This window comes from Gottschalkia purinilytica, from assembly GCF_001190785.1.
Lineage (GTDB): Bacteria > Bacillota > Clostridia > Tissierellales > Gottschalkiaceae > Gottschalkia_A > Gottschalkia_A purinilytica.
Genome location: NZ_LGSS01000006.1, coordinates 106,363 through 122,360 on the forward strand (window position 1 = coordinate 106,363; position 15,998 = coordinate 122,360).

General features: G+C 30.4%; 17 protein-coding genes. 16 read left to right on the forward strand and 1 reads right to left on the reverse strand.

Going from position 1 to position 15,998, the window contains the following annotated elements; all coding sequences use genetic code 11:
* The first annotated feature begins 9 nt into the window (after positions 1–9).
* From CLPU_RS08070 to CLPU_RS08120, 12 genes are all read left to right on the forward strand, one after another.
* Entirely contained in the window at positions 10–489 is a 480-nt protein-coding gene (locus tag CLPU_RS08070) for a GNAT family N-acetyltransferase (RefSeq protein WP_050355151.1), read from the forward strand.
* Positions 490–517: 28 nt separating this feature from the next.
* On the forward strand, positions 518–1,570 hold the full coding sequence (gene corA / locus CLPU_RS08075) for a magnesium/cobalt transporter CorA (protein WP_050355152.1): 1,053 nt from the start codon (positions 518–520) through the stop codon (positions 1,568–1,570).
* A gap of 310 nt (positions 1,571–1,880) precedes the next feature.
* Positions 1,881–2,816, forward strand: a complete 936-nt coding sequence (cysK, locus tag CLPU_RS08080) for a cysteine synthase A (protein WP_050355153.1) — start codon at positions 1,881–1,883, stop codon at positions 2,814–2,816.
* 61 nt (positions 2,817–2,877) lie between these two features.
* Entirely contained in the window at positions 2,878–3,066 is a 189-nt protein-coding gene (locus tag CLPU_RS08085) for a hypothetical protein (RefSeq protein WP_050355154.1), read from the forward strand.
* 22 nt (positions 3,067–3,088) lie between these two features.
* Positions 3,089–3,250, forward strand: a complete 162-nt coding sequence (locus tag CLPU_RS16665; RefSeq protein ID WP_082154145.1) for a YezD family protein — start codon at positions 3,089–3,091, stop codon at positions 3,248–3,250.
* Between the two features lie 172 nt (positions 3,251–3,422).
* Complete coding sequence (locus tag CLPU_RS08090; RefSeq protein ID WP_050355155.1) at positions 3,423–4,478, forward strand: ABC transporter substrate-binding protein; 1,056 nt, start codon at positions 3,423–3,425, stop codon at positions 4,476–4,478.
* A gap of 34 nt (positions 4,479–4,512) precedes the next feature.
* Positions 4,513–5,520 carry an ABC transporter permease gene (locus CLPU_RS08095; RefSeq protein ID WP_050355156.1) on the forward strand — a complete coding sequence of 336 codons (1,008 nt, stop codon included), beginning with the start codon at positions 4,513–4,515 and terminating at the stop codon, positions 5,518–5,520.
* Positions 5,514–6,314 (forward strand): ABC transporter ATP-binding protein, encoded by an 801-nt coding sequence (locus CLPU_RS08100; RefSeq protein WP_200898533.1) that lies wholly within the window; start codon positions 5,514–5,516, stop codon positions 6,312–6,314. The genes CLPU_RS08095 and CLPU_RS08100 overlap by 7 nt, the downstream gene beginning before the upstream one ends.
* 37 nt (positions 6,315–6,351) lie before the next feature.
* On the forward strand, positions 6,352–7,692 hold the full coding sequence (locus CLPU_RS08105; RefSeq protein WP_050355158.1) for a nitrogenase component 1: 1,341 nt from the start codon (positions 6,352–6,354) through the stop codon (positions 7,690–7,692).
* 11 nt (positions 7,693–7,703) lie between these two features.
* Positions 7,704–9,239: a nitrogenase component 1 gene (locus CLPU_RS08110; RefSeq protein WP_050355159.1), complete on the forward strand. Its 1,536-nt coding sequence runs from the start codon at positions 7,704–7,706 to the stop codon at positions 9,237–9,239.
* A 50-nt stretch (positions 9,240–9,289) separates the two neighbouring features.
* Positions 9,290–10,570 (forward strand): O-acetylhomoserine aminocarboxypropyltransferase/cysteine synthase family protein, encoded by a 1,281-nt coding sequence (locus CLPU_RS08115; RefSeq protein ID WP_050355160.1) that lies wholly within the window; start codon positions 9,290–9,292, stop codon positions 10,568–10,570.
* 258 nt (positions 10,571–10,828) lie between these two features.
* Complete coding sequence (locus CLPU_RS08120) at positions 10,829–11,317, forward strand: hypothetical protein (protein ID WP_050355161.1); 489 nt, start codon at positions 10,829–10,831, stop codon at positions 11,315–11,317.
* Between the two features lie 130 nt (positions 11,318–11,447).
* Here the strand turns inward: CLPU_RS08120 and CLPU_RS08125 are convergent, their stop codons facing one another.
* On the reverse strand, positions 11,448–12,392 hold the full coding sequence (locus CLPU_RS08125; protein ID WP_050355162.1) for a GNAT family N-acetyltransferase: 945 nt from the start codon (positions 12,390–12,392) through the stop codon (positions 11,448–11,450).
* 783 nt (positions 12,393–13,175) lie between these two features.
* Here CLPU_RS08125 and CLPU_RS08130 point away from each other — a divergent pair.
* The 4 genes from CLPU_RS08130 to CLPU_RS08145 all read left to right on the forward strand — a co-directional run bounded on the left by CLPU_RS08130 (position 13,176) and on the right by CLPU_RS08145 (position 15,983).
* Positions 13,176–14,069 (forward strand): radical SAM protein, encoded by an 894-nt coding sequence (locus CLPU_RS08130; RefSeq protein ID WP_050355163.1) that lies wholly within the window; start codon positions 13,176–13,178, stop codon positions 14,067–14,069.
* A 22-nt stretch (positions 14,070–14,091) separates the two neighbouring features.
* Positions 14,092–14,424 carry a NifB/NifX family molybdenum-iron cluster-binding protein gene (locus CLPU_RS08135; protein ID WP_050355164.1) on the forward strand — a complete coding sequence of 111 codons (333 nt, stop codon included), beginning with the start codon at positions 14,092–14,094 and terminating at the stop codon, positions 14,422–14,424.
* Between the two features lie 117 nt (positions 14,425–14,541).
* The gene (locus CLPU_RS08140) at positions 14,542–15,321 is read left to right on the forward strand and encodes a methionine ABC transporter ATP-binding protein (RefSeq protein WP_050355165.1); all 780 of its coding nucleotides are present in this window, start codon (positions 14,542–14,544) and stop codon (positions 15,319–15,321) included.
* The gene (locus tag CLPU_RS08145) at positions 15,318–15,983 is read left to right on the forward strand and encodes a methionine ABC transporter permease (protein ID WP_050355166.1); all 666 of its coding nucleotides are present in this window, start codon (positions 15,318–15,320) and stop codon (positions 15,981–15,983) included. Before CLPU_RS08140 ends, CLPU_RS08145 begins: the two co-directional genes overlap by 4 nt.
* Positions 15,984–15,998 lie beyond the last annotated feature (15 nt).

Sequence of the window (15,998 nt, forward strand, 5' to 3'; positions counted from 1 at the left end):
GATAGCAGTATGTATATAAAAAAAGTCGATGATTCAGATAGATCACAGCTAGTATGTTTTATTAAAGAAAATTGGGGATCTAGTATAATGGTATCAAGGGGAAAAGTACATGATATATCTAAATTACCTGGGTTTATAGCATATAAAAATGATAAAATAATAGGTCTTATAACATATAATATTGAAAATAAAGAATGTGAAGTTGTATCTTTAGACAGTTTAGAAGAGAATAAAGGATTAGGAAGTAAATTATTAGAGAAAGTTATCGAGACTGCTAAGGAAAATAGATGTCATAAAGTATGGCTTATAACTACAAACGATAATACAAGAGCTATTCGATTTTATCAAAAACGAGATTTTGATATAAAAGCAATTCATATAGATGCAGTAAATGAATCTAGAAAGATAAAACCTGAGATTCCGCTGAAGGGATATGATAATATTTCTATATTACATGAAATAGAATTTGAAATTAAACTCAAAGATTAAATAAAAATACTTTTTAGAAGGGATAATAATGAAACAAGCAAGAAAACATTTAAAAAAAGTTGGTTATCCATCAGGAACTATACTTTATACTGGAAATGATTTAGATAAAGAAGTTGAGATTGAGCTAATTACATATAGTAAAGAAAAATCATCTATAAAAAATATTAAATCATTAGATGAAATGGATTTTTCATCTGATGATTTAAAATGGATAAATATACGAGGATTACACGATATAGACTTAATTAAAAAAATTGGTGATATATTTAAAATTAGCAACTTAACATTAGAGAATATAACGCATATAGCTGAACGTCCTAAAGTTGAATTTTATAATAACTACATGTTTTTAACACTAAAAACTCTTTTTTTTGATGAAGATAATATAGAAATAATACAGAAACAAGTTTCGTTTATATTAATGCATAATACTCTGATAACTTTTCAAGAGGATAAGAATAATACCTTTGATATGGCAAAGAAAAGAATTTGTGAAAATGAAGGATTAATAGCAAAGAAGAATATAGATTATTTACTATATTTTTTAATTGATGGTGTTGTAGATGAATATTTTGTTGCATTGAGTAAGATAGAAGAGAAAATAGAAGATATAGAGGAAAGTATCGTAGGTAATTCACAAAAGTATGAACTACAAGAAGTTTATAAGCTAAGGAAAGGGTTAGTTATTTTTAAAGCATTGACTTGGCCACTAGAAGATACTATATATGATATTCTTAATGAAGATTCCATTATATCAGAAGATACTAAAAAATACTTAAAAGATGTAAGAGACCACCTAATTCAAATTACAGAACTTGTTACTTTTTATAGAGAGATGATATTAGGTATTTTTGATATACATTTATCTAATACAAGTAATAAGATGAATCAGATTATGACTACATTAACGGTTTTTTCTACAATATTTATTCCATTAACATTTTTAACAGGTATTTATGGTATGAATTTTAAGTATATGCCAGAACTTTATCTTAAGTGGAGCTATCCTTTATTTTGGATACTATGTTTAGGAATAATATTTGGTATGTATAGATTCTTCAAAAATAAAGACTGGATGTAACTTAGTATATATTAAGAAGTATTAAATATTAAATAAAACTTTATATTTAACATATGTAAAAAACATAGAAAAATGTCGCATGAAAATATATTGACATTTGATACCGTCCAGTGTAAAATTACTATAAACATATAGGAATACTATATATTAAATAAATGTTTAAACAAAGTAAATGTCTATATGTTTTTTTTATCAGATAATTCCTAGTAAATCGATAGGAAAAATACATTTTAAGAATATAATGAAAAAAATATAATATATATTAAATAAAATAATATCAATCTAAAATTGTTTTATGGGGGAGATAAAAATGACTAATATAGCAAAGAATCTTACTGAACTAATTGGAAATACACCACTTCTTGAACTTACAAACTATAATTCTTTAAATAAACTTGAAGGAACAGTAATAGCCAAACTAGAATATTTTAACCCTGCAAGTAGTGTTAAGGATAGAATTGGATACGCTATGATTAAAGATGCTGAAGAAAAAGGATTATTAAACGAGAACACAGTAATCATAGAGCCTACTAGTGGAAATACAGGTATAGCACTTGCATTTGTAGCAGCAGCAAAGGGATATAGATTAATCTTAACAATGCCTGATACAATGAGTGTTGAACGTAGGAATTTATTAAAAGCATTAGGAGCCGAATTAGTTCTTACACCTGGAAGTGAAGGTATGAAGGGAGCAATAGCTAAAGCAGAAGAACTATCTGCACAAACTTCTAATTCAATAATATTACAACAGTTCAAAAATCCAGCTAACCCTAAAATACACAGAGAAACTACAGCAGAAGAAATATGGAAAGATACTGATGGTAAAGTAGATATATTTGTTTCTGGAGTAGGTACAGGAGGTACTGTTACAGGAGTAGGGGAAGTTCTAAAGCAAAAAAATCCTAATGTAAAAATTGTTGCTGTAGAGCCTTTTGATTCACCAGTACTTTCAGGAGGAGAAGCAGGATCACATAAAATACAAGGTATTGGTGCAGGATTTATTCCAGATATAATTAACCAATCTGTAATTGATGAGATATTTAAAGTTAAAAATGAAGAAGCATTTGAAACTGCTAGAGACCTTGCTAAGACTGAAGGACTGCTTGTAGGAATATCTTCAGGGGCAGCAGCATTTGCAGCTTCTCAAATAGCTAAAAGACCAGAAAATAAAGGAAAAAATATAGTAGTATTATTACCAGACACAGGAGAAAGATATTTATCAACAATTCTTTTCCAAGAAGACTAAACTATATTAGATATACTTAAGAAATAAAAAAAGGGGGATATATAAAGCAGGGGGGTATATAATGGCTGTTAGATTTCATGAGAGGGATACAAAAAAATCTTTCAAAAATAATAGTGTTAGAAGTATAGTACTAAGATATTTAAGTACGATAAAAGACGGAAATTTTACAATTGTAAAACAAGATAACCAAGCTATCCAAGTTAATTTGAACGAAAAATATATATTAGGGAACTATCTTTGTTGCAAATAATTTTCTGTTGGAGGGCTTAGGAGTGTCTGAAAAAAAGAATGGTAGTATTAATAGTACTTTCGATGAAAGCTTAGAAAAGCTTGTGAAAGTTATAGATAGCATAAGTTATGGATCTGTAACGGCTGTAATTCAAGAGGGGAAAATTGTACAGATAGAAAAAAATGAAAAAGTAAGACTTAAATAAATATTGGCTTAATAAAATTTATTTTATATACACTGCTGACTGAATAATCAGAGGCTGTGTCTCAATTATAAATGATTGAGATACAGTCTTTTTTGTTTATATAAATTTAGCAAATATTAAGTGAACTTATCCATATAAATAATGAAAACATAATTAGAAGGAAGTGATTGAATTGAAATCTAAAATACTTAAAATTATTACTCTGTGTTTAATATTAATGAGCATTGCCCTAGTTTCTATAGGATGTCAAAAAAGTAAAGAAGATGAACAGACAAATAAGACTGAAGATGTATCAAAAGTAGATAAAAAAACAAATAAAAAAGAAGACAAAAAAGTTAAGAAAAAGATTGTAGTAGGTCAAAATGGAGGTATATGTCAAGCACCTTTAGTTATGGCTTATGAAAAAGGATTTTTTAAAGAAGAAGGTATCGAAGTTGAACTTTTAAAAGGCGACTATCCTACTCTTAGAGACGGACTTGCAACTGGAAAAGTAGATGTTAGTGATGGTCTTGTAGTTACTTGGCTTAAACCCATACAAAATGGTTTAGATATAAACTTTACTTTAGGAATACACACAGGATGTATTTCAGTTGTTGTACCAAAAAGCTCTAAAGTAAAAGGATTTGAAGATTTGAAAGGAAAGACAATTGGAGTTTCAGGTGGAATCGGTGGCGGATCTATGAACTTTGGTTATAGAAGTATCTTGAGAGATGGACTCAATGTAAAAGACTATAATTGGAAGGACTTCCCTGCTCAACAACTTATTACAGCCCTTGAAAAAGGAGAAATACAAGCTGCTATAACTGGGGATCAGACAGCTCATGCATGGATTGAGTCTGGAAAAGTGAATGTTATAAGATCAAGTACTCATGATGAAGACTATAAGGATGAATACTGCTGTCTTCTTGGAATAAGAGGACCTATTGTAAGGGATGAACCTGAAGTAGCAGAAGCTTTAACTAGAGCTGTTTTAAAAGCTGCAAAATGGGTTAATGAAAATAGAGAAGAAACAGCAAAAATTATGGTTGATAAACAACATGTTAATGGAGATTATGAGTATAACTTAAATCTATTAAAATCATATAACTATAAACCAAGCATATCAGGTGGCAAAGAAGCTATAAGAACTTCAATAGACGAACTTAAACAATTAGAGTTATTCGATAAAAATATTGACATAGATAAAGAAACAGAAAAAATATATAAAGAGCTTAAAAATGTAGAATAATCATGTAACACTAATTTTTAGAAAGGGTGATAATATGAAAACCACTGTGAGTTTGGAAGTTACAGATATTAAACAAAAAATACCCTTAGCTTCTTCTTATAAGAAAAAACTAAGGACCATTTCACCTTTAATAGGAATTCTAATAGTAATTTTGTTTTACTATCTAGTACCTAATAAGCTTGATTTACAAACTACAAATGTTTATCCAGCAATTCTTTCTTTTCTTGCTTTAATATATATATTACTTTTAATTATAGCAAGGAGGAACGAAAATCTAAAAATAAAGCTGGATGAAAAAGCACCTCTTATGTTTGTTATAGCCCTATTTTTAACATTGTGGGATGGCTTGACCTTAAAGTCAGGTCATCTTCCACTTCCTTATTTTCCATGGCCTGATAAAATTTTAAATGCATTTATAAAAGATAGAAATGTATTAGGTATAAGTATACTCCACTCTTTAAGATTATTAGGAGTAGGATATTTCTTTGGAGTAGTTATAGGTTTTATTACAGGAGTAGCAATGGGATGGTATAAGAAAGTACACTATTGGATTAATCCATTGATGAAAGCTGTAGGGCCTATACCTGCTGTTACTTGGATTCCTCTTATAATGATATTATTTCCAGCTGGTATATTTGGAAGTAGCTTTTTAATTTTTCTTGCTGTATGGTTTCCAGTTACACTTATGACTTCTTCAGGTATAGCAAATGTAAGAAATGCTTATTTTGAAGTTGGAAGAACACTTGGAGCAAATGAAAGATTTCTAGTCTTGAAAGTAGCTATACCAGCAGCACTTCCAAATATATTCTTGGGGCTTTTCCAGGGAATGAGCGTTGCTTGTGCCACATTGATAGTTGCAGAAATGCTTGGAGTAAAAGCAGGTCTAGGATGGTATATTACCTGGGCTACTGGATGGGCTGAATATGATAAAGTTTATGCTAGCATATTCCTCATACTAATAACTTTTTCCAGTATTATTACACTTCTATTTAAATTAAGAAACAAAGTTCTTTCATGGCAAAAAGGAGTGATAAAATGGTAAAAAGTTTTGAAAGTTCGTCAGTTGGGGAAATAAAGATAGATAATGTTAATCGAGTATTTAAAAGCTCAGATACTAATGATGTAATTGCATTAAATGGTATTAATCTTCATATAAAACCAGGGGAATTTATTTCACTTGTAGGTTCAAGTGGATGCGGTAAGTCTACACTATTGAGACTAATTGCTGGACTGGATAAACCTACATCGGGTTCTCTTTATATAGATGGGGAGGAGATCCATGGAACTAGTTACCTAAGAGGACTTGTTTTCCAGGACCCTACCCTATACCCTTGGTTAACAGTTAAAGGAAATGTATCAGTAGGGTTAAAAGCTAGAAAGATATATAAAGAAAAGAGTCATGAAGTAGAGGAATTTATAAATCTCATAGGACTAGATGGTTTCCAAGAATCATATCCGCATCAATTATCTGGAGGTATGGCACAGCGTGTGTCTCTAGCCAGAGCTTTGGTAAATCATCCTAAAGTTTTACTCTTAGATGAACCATTAGGTGCTCTTGATGCATTTACAAGAATGAATATGCAAGATGAAATTTTGAGAATATGGGAAGAACGTAGAACAACAATGATATTAGTTACACATGATGTAGATGAAGCTATATATTTGAGTGACAGGGTAGTCATAATGACACCTAGACCTGGTAAGGTTAAGGAGATTATTAATGTTGAAATGGGAAGACCTCGTAATAGAAATCATCCTGACTTTTTTAAAATACGTTCAAAAATTCTTGAGACTTTAAATTTTGCTAAAGAAAATCAGTTGAGTTATTATATATAGATTTAGAGACTTAGAGGATATTGGTGGAGGGATTTAAGTGAGCAAATTTATAGATAGACCAAGATATGTCTGTGCTCTTGGAGGTGCTTTAGCAACTATAAGAGCTTTACCTAGAGTAGTACCTATTTTACATGCTGCTGCAGGATGTGGTGGAAATCTTACAGCAGCTATAAATGGAGGAGCAGGTTATGTAGGAAGTGGATACTGTTCTGGCTTAGCTCTTCCTAGTACAAATGTATTTGAAAGAGATATAGTTTTTGGAGGAGAAGAAAGATTAAGAGAACAAATAAAAAATACTCTTAAAATAGTAGACGGAGATATATATTTTGTACTTACTGCTTGTATGGTAGATATGATAGGTGATGATACTGAAAGTGTAGTTAAAGAATTTGCTGATCATAGTGTTCCTGTATTATTTGCAGAAACAGGTGGATTTAGCGGAAATTCTTATAAAGGCTATGACATTATTTTAGAAACGCTTTTTAGAAACTTTGTAGAAAAAACAGATGAGAAAGAACAAAAAACTATAAACTTATGGGGTGTTGTTCCTATTCAAGATGTATTCTGGAAGGGAAACTTGAGAGTATTGAAAAGTCTCATTAATAAATTAGGCTTTAAGGTGAATACATTTTTCGGAGAAGATGAAACACTTGAAGATTTGAAACAATCATCTAAAGCAGTATTAAATGTAGTTGTATCTGATACTTTTGGAATAGAAGCTGCAAAAGCTTTTGAAGAAGTTCATGGAGTACCCTATATAACTACACCTTTTCCTATAGGAGAAAAAGTCACTGCGGAATTTTTAAGAACTATTGGAAAGGCTCTTAATATTGAAGAAATCCTGATAGAAGATGTAATAGATGAAGAGAAAAAAGTTTATTATGACTATATTGAAAGAATAGTAGATATTTATAGTGACATAGATCTTCAAAGATATGCTGTTGTAGTAGGAGACTCTAACTATACTCAAGGTGTAACTAGATTTCTTGCAGATGATTTAGGATGGCTTCCAGAATTAGTAGTAATAACTGATACATTAAATGATAATGAACAAGAAACTGTTCTTAAAAGATTTGAAAATTACGAATCTGGATTTGAACCTAAAGTAGTATTTGATACTGATACTTCTAGTATAAAGAAACACTTCAAAAGCATATGGCCAGATAATAACGGAAGCAGATACTATGATTCATTTAGTCCAGCTTTTATTGTAGGAAGTTCTTTTGAAAGAGAATTTGCTCAGAAAATAGGAGCGCCGCATTTAAGTGTAACTTATCCAATCTCAAATAGATTAGTTTTAGATAAAGCTTATGCAGGATATAGAGGAGCTTTGAGTCTTGTAGAAGATATATTTAGTACCCTTGTTGCAAATAGATAGGAGGAAGTTAAATGGATTATATAAAGGAAAAAACTCCACCTGTGCGTGAAGACAGGTTAAAGGCTTGTAATAGTTTTGGAGGATGCTGTTCTAAACTTTTAGATAAATCTAAAAAAGGTTGTCTCAATAACACCAAAAGAACTTTTTATCAAACTCAAGGATGTCAGCTAAACTTAAGTCTAGCTATACTAAGTACAATAAGAGATACAGTAATTATAGTTCATTCACCTATTGGTTGTGGAGGAGGGAACAATTCTGTTGCAGGTGTAACAACAGGTTTTCAAAAACTTAGAGATAAAAATGCAAAGGGATTAATATGGATTAATACAAATTTAGACGAAGCAGATGTAATTACTGGAGGAGAGAAAAAATTAAAAGAAGCAGTACTATATGCTGAAAAAGAATTCAGACCTGAAACTATAGTTGTTGTAAATAGTTGTGTTCCAGCACTGATTGGAGATGACATAGATGGTATTCTTGAAGAAGTTCAAAAGCAAGTTGCAGCTAAGATTGTACCAGTTCATTGTGAGGGATTTAAAACAAAGATAATGGCTAGTGCATATGACTCTGTTTATCACGGAATTTTAAGAAACTTGGTATATAAGAAAGAAAAGATTGAAAAAATCGTTGAAGATGATTTAGAAGAAATCAAAGAAAAATACAAAATAAGCCGTACAGTTAATTTACTCAATGTTTCATCTATGAGTAAAATAGATGAACATGAATTAGTGAGACTTTTAGAGAATTTAGGATTAAAGGTAAGAATACTTCCTTGTTATGCTCACCCAGAGGATTTTCAAGATATGTTAGATGCAGCACTAAATATAGGAATTTGTGCTACTCATGATGATTATTTTGTAGAGCATATAAAGGCAAAATATGATATTCCATTTATATTAAAAACTATTCCAATAGGGATTAGAAATACAAATAAGTGGATCAGAGATATTGCAGAGTTCTTTGGACTAGAAAAGGAAGCTGAAAGTCTTATAGAAGTCGAGAATAGAGCTCTCAAAGAAGCTTTAGAACCTTTTAAAAAGAATTTAAGTGGCAAGACTGCTCTTTTGACAGGTGGGGAAATACGTGTTCTTGCTACAGCTGAATTGCTAGAATATTTAGGTGTTTCTGTAATTGGTATGAGGGGATATCATTATGATCATTTTGCTGATGAGCTTATAGAATCTCTACCAAGTGATAAAGACAAAACTATATTTAATGCAGCTACAGGGCAACCTTTTGAACAGTCTAATCTTATTGAGAGATTAAAGCCAGATGTATATATAGGTCATACAGGTGGGAATGTATGGGCTGCAAAACATGGTGTTCCTGTACTACCGATATTTGGTCCATCATATAACTATATGGGATATTCAGGGTCTTTTGAGATAGCAAGAAGACTAAATAGATTACTAAAGAACACTATATTTAATAAAAATATAGCTAAGAATCTTAAGTTACCTTACTTTGAAGAATGGTATAAGCAAGATCCATTTTTATATATTGATAATTCAGAATCTGAAGCTTTAGAAAAAGAACTAGCAACGTAATTACTAAAAATAAGTTAAATTGTAAGAAATAAAAAAAGGGGGAAAATGATATGGGAGAAAAAAGCTATAAATTTGAAACAGTGCAGGTTCATGGAGGACAGTTAGTAGATACTGATACAAAGTCAAGAGCAGTTCCTATATATCAAACTACTTCGTATGTGTTTAATGATACTCAAGATGCAGCAGAGTTATTTTCACTTAGTAAAGTAGGAAATATTTATACTAGAGTAACGAACCCAACTACCGATATACTTGAAAAAAGAATTGCTGAATTAGAAGGTGGAGTAGGAGCAGTAGCAACATCATCAGGAATGGCAGCTATAACTTATTCGATTTTAAATATAGCAAAATCAGGAGATGAAATAGTAGCAATATCTACACTCTATGGAGGAACATATACACTATTTAATCATACACTTAAAAATTTAGGTATAAAGGTGAATCTTATAAATCCAGAAGACCTTGAAGAATTGGCAAAAGTTATAAATGAAAAGACAAAAGCTGTATTTGTAGAATCTATAGGTAATCCAGATATAAATGTCATAGATATTGAAAAAGTAGCAGATATAGCTCATAGAAATAATATTCCTTTAATAGTAGACAATACTTTTGCAACACCTTATTTATTAAAACCAATAGAATATGGAGCTGATATAGTAGTGCATTCTACTACTAAGTTTATAGGAGGTCATGGAACTTCTATAGGTGGTGTAGTAGTAGATAGTGGTAAATTTAATTGGAACAACGGAAAATTTCCTGGAATAGTAGAGCCAGATCCAAGTTATCATGGATTGTCATTTTTAGAAGCATTTGAAGAAGCTGCATATATATCAAAATTAAGAACTACTCTTTTAAGGGATATAGGAGCTAGTATATCACCTTTCAATTCATTTCTAATATTATTAGGTCTTGAAACTTTGTCTCTTAGAATAGAAAGACATGTAGAAAATGCTAAAAAAGTTGCGGAATACTTAGAGAATCATCCTAAGATCGAATGGGTGAGGTATCCTGGACTTAAGTCTAATAAATATCATGAGCTAGCTAATAAGTATCTTCCTAAGGGAGCAGGGTCAATATTTACATTTGGATTAAAAGATGGATATGAAGCTGGCAAGAAGCTCATAGAATCAGTAGAAATATTTTCACATTTAGCAAATGTAGGAGATGCGAAATCATTAATTATACATCCAGCATCAACTACTCATCAGCAACTTAATGAAGAGGAACAAGTATTAGCTGGAGTAAATCCAGAACTTATAAGAGTCTCTATTGGTATAGAAAATGTAGAGGATTTAATTGAAGACTTAGAGAAAGGATTACAAAATATATAAGTTATAAGTAAAGAAAAATTAGTGTTAAACAATTAATTTAGTTAACTAATAAAGATAAAGACTAAGGTCTAAACCTCTTAACATTTTAGGATGGCTATCTAGCTTTAAGTTTGGTAGCCATCTTTTTTATTTATAACTTATTTGCAGATAAATAATTGACATATTTAGTTCTAATTTACAGGCTTAGTATTATTTGATAGATTTGGTTTTATAAGATATTATGTAATTATAAAAGAGTTATATTAAGGAGATTATTATATGAAAAAAATTATTGTTTTTATTATACCTATTGTTATACTTATTTTTATAGGTTTAGCGTACAACTATTTAAATAGAAACGAGGAGAGAATAGAAATTAAATCATTATCAAATATAGAAATTTATAAGTTTAATAGTTATACTAAATTTAGCAATGATAAGATAGATGAGATTGATGATGAACAAAAACTATTAAAATTCAAGATGATCATGAATTCATTAGATACATCTGATGGTATTAAAAAAATAGAATACCCTGAAGATATTAATATAGAATCTTTTGAATACTATGCTCACATAAAGCCTAACTTTAGCTACATAGACGAAAAAGAAGAAGTATATGAGGATGGTACATTTCTCCTTTTTATTTGTATAGGTGACTCAGAAGGAAAATCATATATAAACTTTATGGGATCAGAACTGATTTATATCTTAGGTGAAAGTAATACAAAAATTTTAAAAGAAATATTTTCAGATGCAAAGTATTAATAACAAGTCCATATATTATTTAAAGGCTAACTAATAATAGAAATTGCCTATCTTTACTTAGAAAGTAGGCAATTTTCTATATAGAACTAATCTTATAAATTTTTAAAGTAGTGCATATTTACATAAGAAATTACCACTTAGCTGCCCATACTTCTATTTCTACTTTAAGAGAAGGAACTGCTAATGAAGGTACATATGACATTGTCATTGCAGGTGGTGTACTACCATGAAACTCCTCCCATACTTTATTAAAGTAATCCCAGTCAATTTCTTCTGTAGCCCAAATGTTAGTTTTAATGATGTTATCTACAGATACAGACTCACTATTAAGAATACGTAATATGTTTTGAAGTGTATTATTTATTTGTTCGTTCATATCTGATGGCAAATTTCCATGTATGTCTGTTCCAACTTGGCCAGAAAGAACTAACAAATCTGCTCCTTTTGGGACAGTTGTAAGATGAGTGTAAGATCCCATTGGAGAAGCAACAGTCTTCGGATTCTTACGCTGGACTTTCTTATGCTCCCTATCGACTGATTCGTCTTTTATAATAGCTAATGTCTGATGATCCTCCCAATGACCATTAATTTTCACATTTTTCTTTGCAATACCTTCTTTGTGAAAACCAGCTTTTAATAGTACTTTTGTTGAGCCAATGTTATGTGGCATTACACCAGCTTCGATACGGTGAAGATCTAATTCTCTAAAAGCATATTCTACAACGAGTTTTACAGCTTCAGTCATGTATCCTTTTCCATTGTGGTCTTTATCTAGAAAATAACCTATCCAACAGCTTTGTAGATTGCCTCGTACCACTTCTGAAAGAGTTACTTCACCAATTACTTGCTCTGAATTTTTTAAATAAATTAAAAATAAATAACTTCTGTCTGCTTTACTTGATTCAATTTCATTTCTAATTCTTTCTAACTGCCCTTGATACGTATAAAATGATTCTTTTCTCAAGTCAGTAAATAGCTGAAAAAAGTCTTTATTCTTCACTTCAAGTTCTAAAAGAGAATCAGTATCAGATTCCTTAGCTAGTTGTACATAAATGTTCTCTCCACTTAATTTCATATTATCCTTCTCCTTTTTTTATATTAAAAAACACCACAGGAAATCCTGCGGTGCGCATAATAAAATATATAACCACAGGAAAGCGACCTGTGGTGTTTTTTTCCACTATATCCTAGTAAGATCATCCTAAACCAAAGGATAAAAGTCGCTATCATCCAATTTTGGACACACTTCTCCCATGATTAGTATGATCAAAAAAAACAGCAGTAGAGTACCCTATACCTTTAGATAAAGACTTCAATGATCTTTTTTTCATTTGAATACTCTCCTTTAGCTACTTCTAATTTTTAAAATACAAGAATTGTTATACAATAGTATAATTTAAAAGCTTGGATAATGCAAGGTAGATTATATAATCTATTCATATAAGATTACTTAACATCGTAAATCTATATTTCATAACGATACCATCTAAAGAGCTAAATTATGAGATTATAATTAGACTAAATAGCTGAGTAGACGTTGAAAATAGAAATACTGAGAAAGTAGCAAAAACTTTTAAAATAAAAGGACTAATTAAGTAGTATTAATTCATATATTGTTAAAACTATTTTAGATATAAATATTAAAATAGTTAAATAAGTATTGACAAATAATAGTAAAGGATATAGAATGTGTATAAAGAATATACATAAATACAGATAAGAATACTATGAATTAAAAGTTTAGTTGACTAGAAAACTAGAGGCTAAGCAATTAATCACTTAATTTACTAACTTGATTTTTAAGTTGTAAAATTAAGGATTAGCTGCTTAGCTTTTTCTTTTTGAAAGGGGGAAGTTCATGACAAATTCTAATTACTTAAAATCTAATAATAGATTTAGTCACTTATTGAAAAAACACCCTTGTTTTAATGGAGAGGCACATTTTAAATACGGAAGAATACATTTGCCTGTAAGTCCTAAATGTAATATACAGTGCAGATTTTGTAAACGTAGCTTTAATAAGTGTGAAGATAGACCTGGTGTAAGTAGATCTATTCTATCACCTAAAAAAGCTTTAAGTATAGTAGATAAGGCGCTAGAACTTTGTAAAGATATAACTGTAGTAGGAGTTGCAGGACCTGGAGATAGTCTAGCAACAGATCATGCATTGCAAACATTTGAATTGGTACATGAAAAATACCCACATTTAATTAATTGTTTGAGTACCAATGGGCTTAAGCTAAAAGAAAAGGCAAAAGAAATAGTTAATGTAGGAGTAAAAACAGTGACTGTTACTGTGAATGCAGTTAGAACAGATATATTGAAAAATATTTGTTCTCATATTATATATGATGGTCAAAGTCTAAAAGGAAAGGAAGCTGCTTTACAACTAATATTATCACAAATGGAAGGAATAAAAGAAGTTACCAAGCTAGGTGCTGTTGTAAAGATAAATACAGTTCTAATACCTGGAGTCAACGATAGTCACATAGAAGAGATTGCAAAAACTACTGCTGATATGGGGGCATCTATGATAAATGTAATACCCCTTATACCACAAAATGAGATGATAAATTATCGTGTACCTTCATGTGATGAATTAAATGATGCTCGATTAGGAGTGGAAAAGTTTTTACCTGCATTTAGACACTGCAAACAGTGTAGAGCAGATGCATGTGGAATACCTGGAGCAAACATTGACTTATCAGAATTGCTTTATGAACAGCCCTTACAGACTTTTTCTCATGGATAAGATAAATTAAGGAGGTGGCTTTATGGGATTAAGAGTAGCTGTAGCTAGTAACGACGGAAGAATAGTGAACCAACATTTTGGTAGAACAAATAAATTCTTTATTTTTGATATAGATGGAGATACAACTTACAAATTTTTAGAAATAAGGGAAACGACACCTGTATGTAGTTTAGGAGTACATGATGATGATGCACTACAAAAAACTATAGAATTGTTAGAAGATTGTAATATTGTATTTGTCAGCAGAATAGGACCAGGTGCTGAACATGCACTTAAAATTAAGGGAATCCAAACATATGAAATGTTTGACTATATAGATAATTCCCTTAAAAACTTAGCTAGTATGAATCTCTGAATTCTTACTATATACCTTATAACCCAATTTAAATATTTTTACCCACTATCCTTATTACAGATAGTCATATGACTATCTGTATAAGTGATAGATGAAGAAAAATATTGGAGGAGAAAAATGATTGAAATAAAAGGCTTAAATAAAACTTTTATAACTCCTTATGAAAAAATTGAAGTTTTGAAAGACATCAATCTTACTATAAATGAAGGGGACATATTTGGAATAATTGGCTTTAGTGGAGCTGGAAAATCGACTTTAATACGATGTATAAATAGACTGGAGGAACCAGATAGTGGAACTATCACGATTAGAGGTAAAGATATCACTTTAATGAATAAAGAGCAACTTAAAGAAGCAAGAAAAAAGATAGGAATGATATTTCAACATTTTAACTTGTTTGATTCAAGAACAGTTTTTGAAAATATATCCTTTCCATTAGAAATTTCAGGTATGAAGAAAAGTCTTATAAAAGATAAAGTAGATGAAATACTAGATCTTGTTGAACTAGGAGATAAAAAAGACGCCTATCCAATGCAATTAAGTGGAGGACAAAAGCAAAGAGTCGGAATAGCAAGAGCCCTTGCCAATGAACCAGACGTACTATTAAGTGATGAAGCAACTTCAGCACTTGATCCACAGACTACTTATTCAATATTAGAACTTTTAAAAAATATCAATAAAAAGTTAAAACTTACTATTGTGCTAATTACACATGAACTCGATGTTTTAAGATATAGTTCAAACAATATGGCTGTATTAGAACACGGAACAATAGTTGAAAAAGGGACTACAGAATCTTTATTTCTCAATCCTAAAAGTGATACAGCTAAAAAGTTTATAAATATTACAAATAGCTTTCAAGGAAAAATTCTATATGCAGAGGGTGGTGGGATATGAATAGTGATGTATATGAAATTTTATTAAAAGGATTTCAAGAAACTATTTACATGGTTACATTAACTACTATTATAGCAATTCTCATAGGACTTCCACTAGGAACAGCTCTTGTAATTACTGAAAAAGATGGCATATATCCTTTATCTACTTTAAATAAAATACTAGGAGGAATAATCAACTTTATAAGATCTCTTCCAGAAATAATACTTATAATTATTTTGCTACCAATTGCAAGATTAATAGTAGGAACAAGTATCGGGACAAATGCTGCAATAGTATCTTTATCTATAGGTTCAGCACCATTTATAGCAAGAATAATAGAGAGTAATTTAAAAGAAGTTGAACACGGAAAAATAGAGGCAGCATTAGCTATGGGAGCAAGTCCTATTCAAATAATAGTAAAGGTTTTGATACCAGAAGCATTACCATCTTTATTTAGAGGGATAACGATAGGGATAATAGGTATTATTGGATTTACAGCTATAGCAGGAAGTATAGGGGCAGGAGGTCTAGGAAGCCTTGCTATAAGATTTGGATATATGAGATTTAGAACAGATATACTCATACTTACTGTAATAATTCTTGTAGTAATGGTTCAATTAGTTCAGTTTTCAGGAGATCTATTATCTAGAAGAATAGATAATAAGAGATATAAAAAATAAATAAGAATAGGGGGA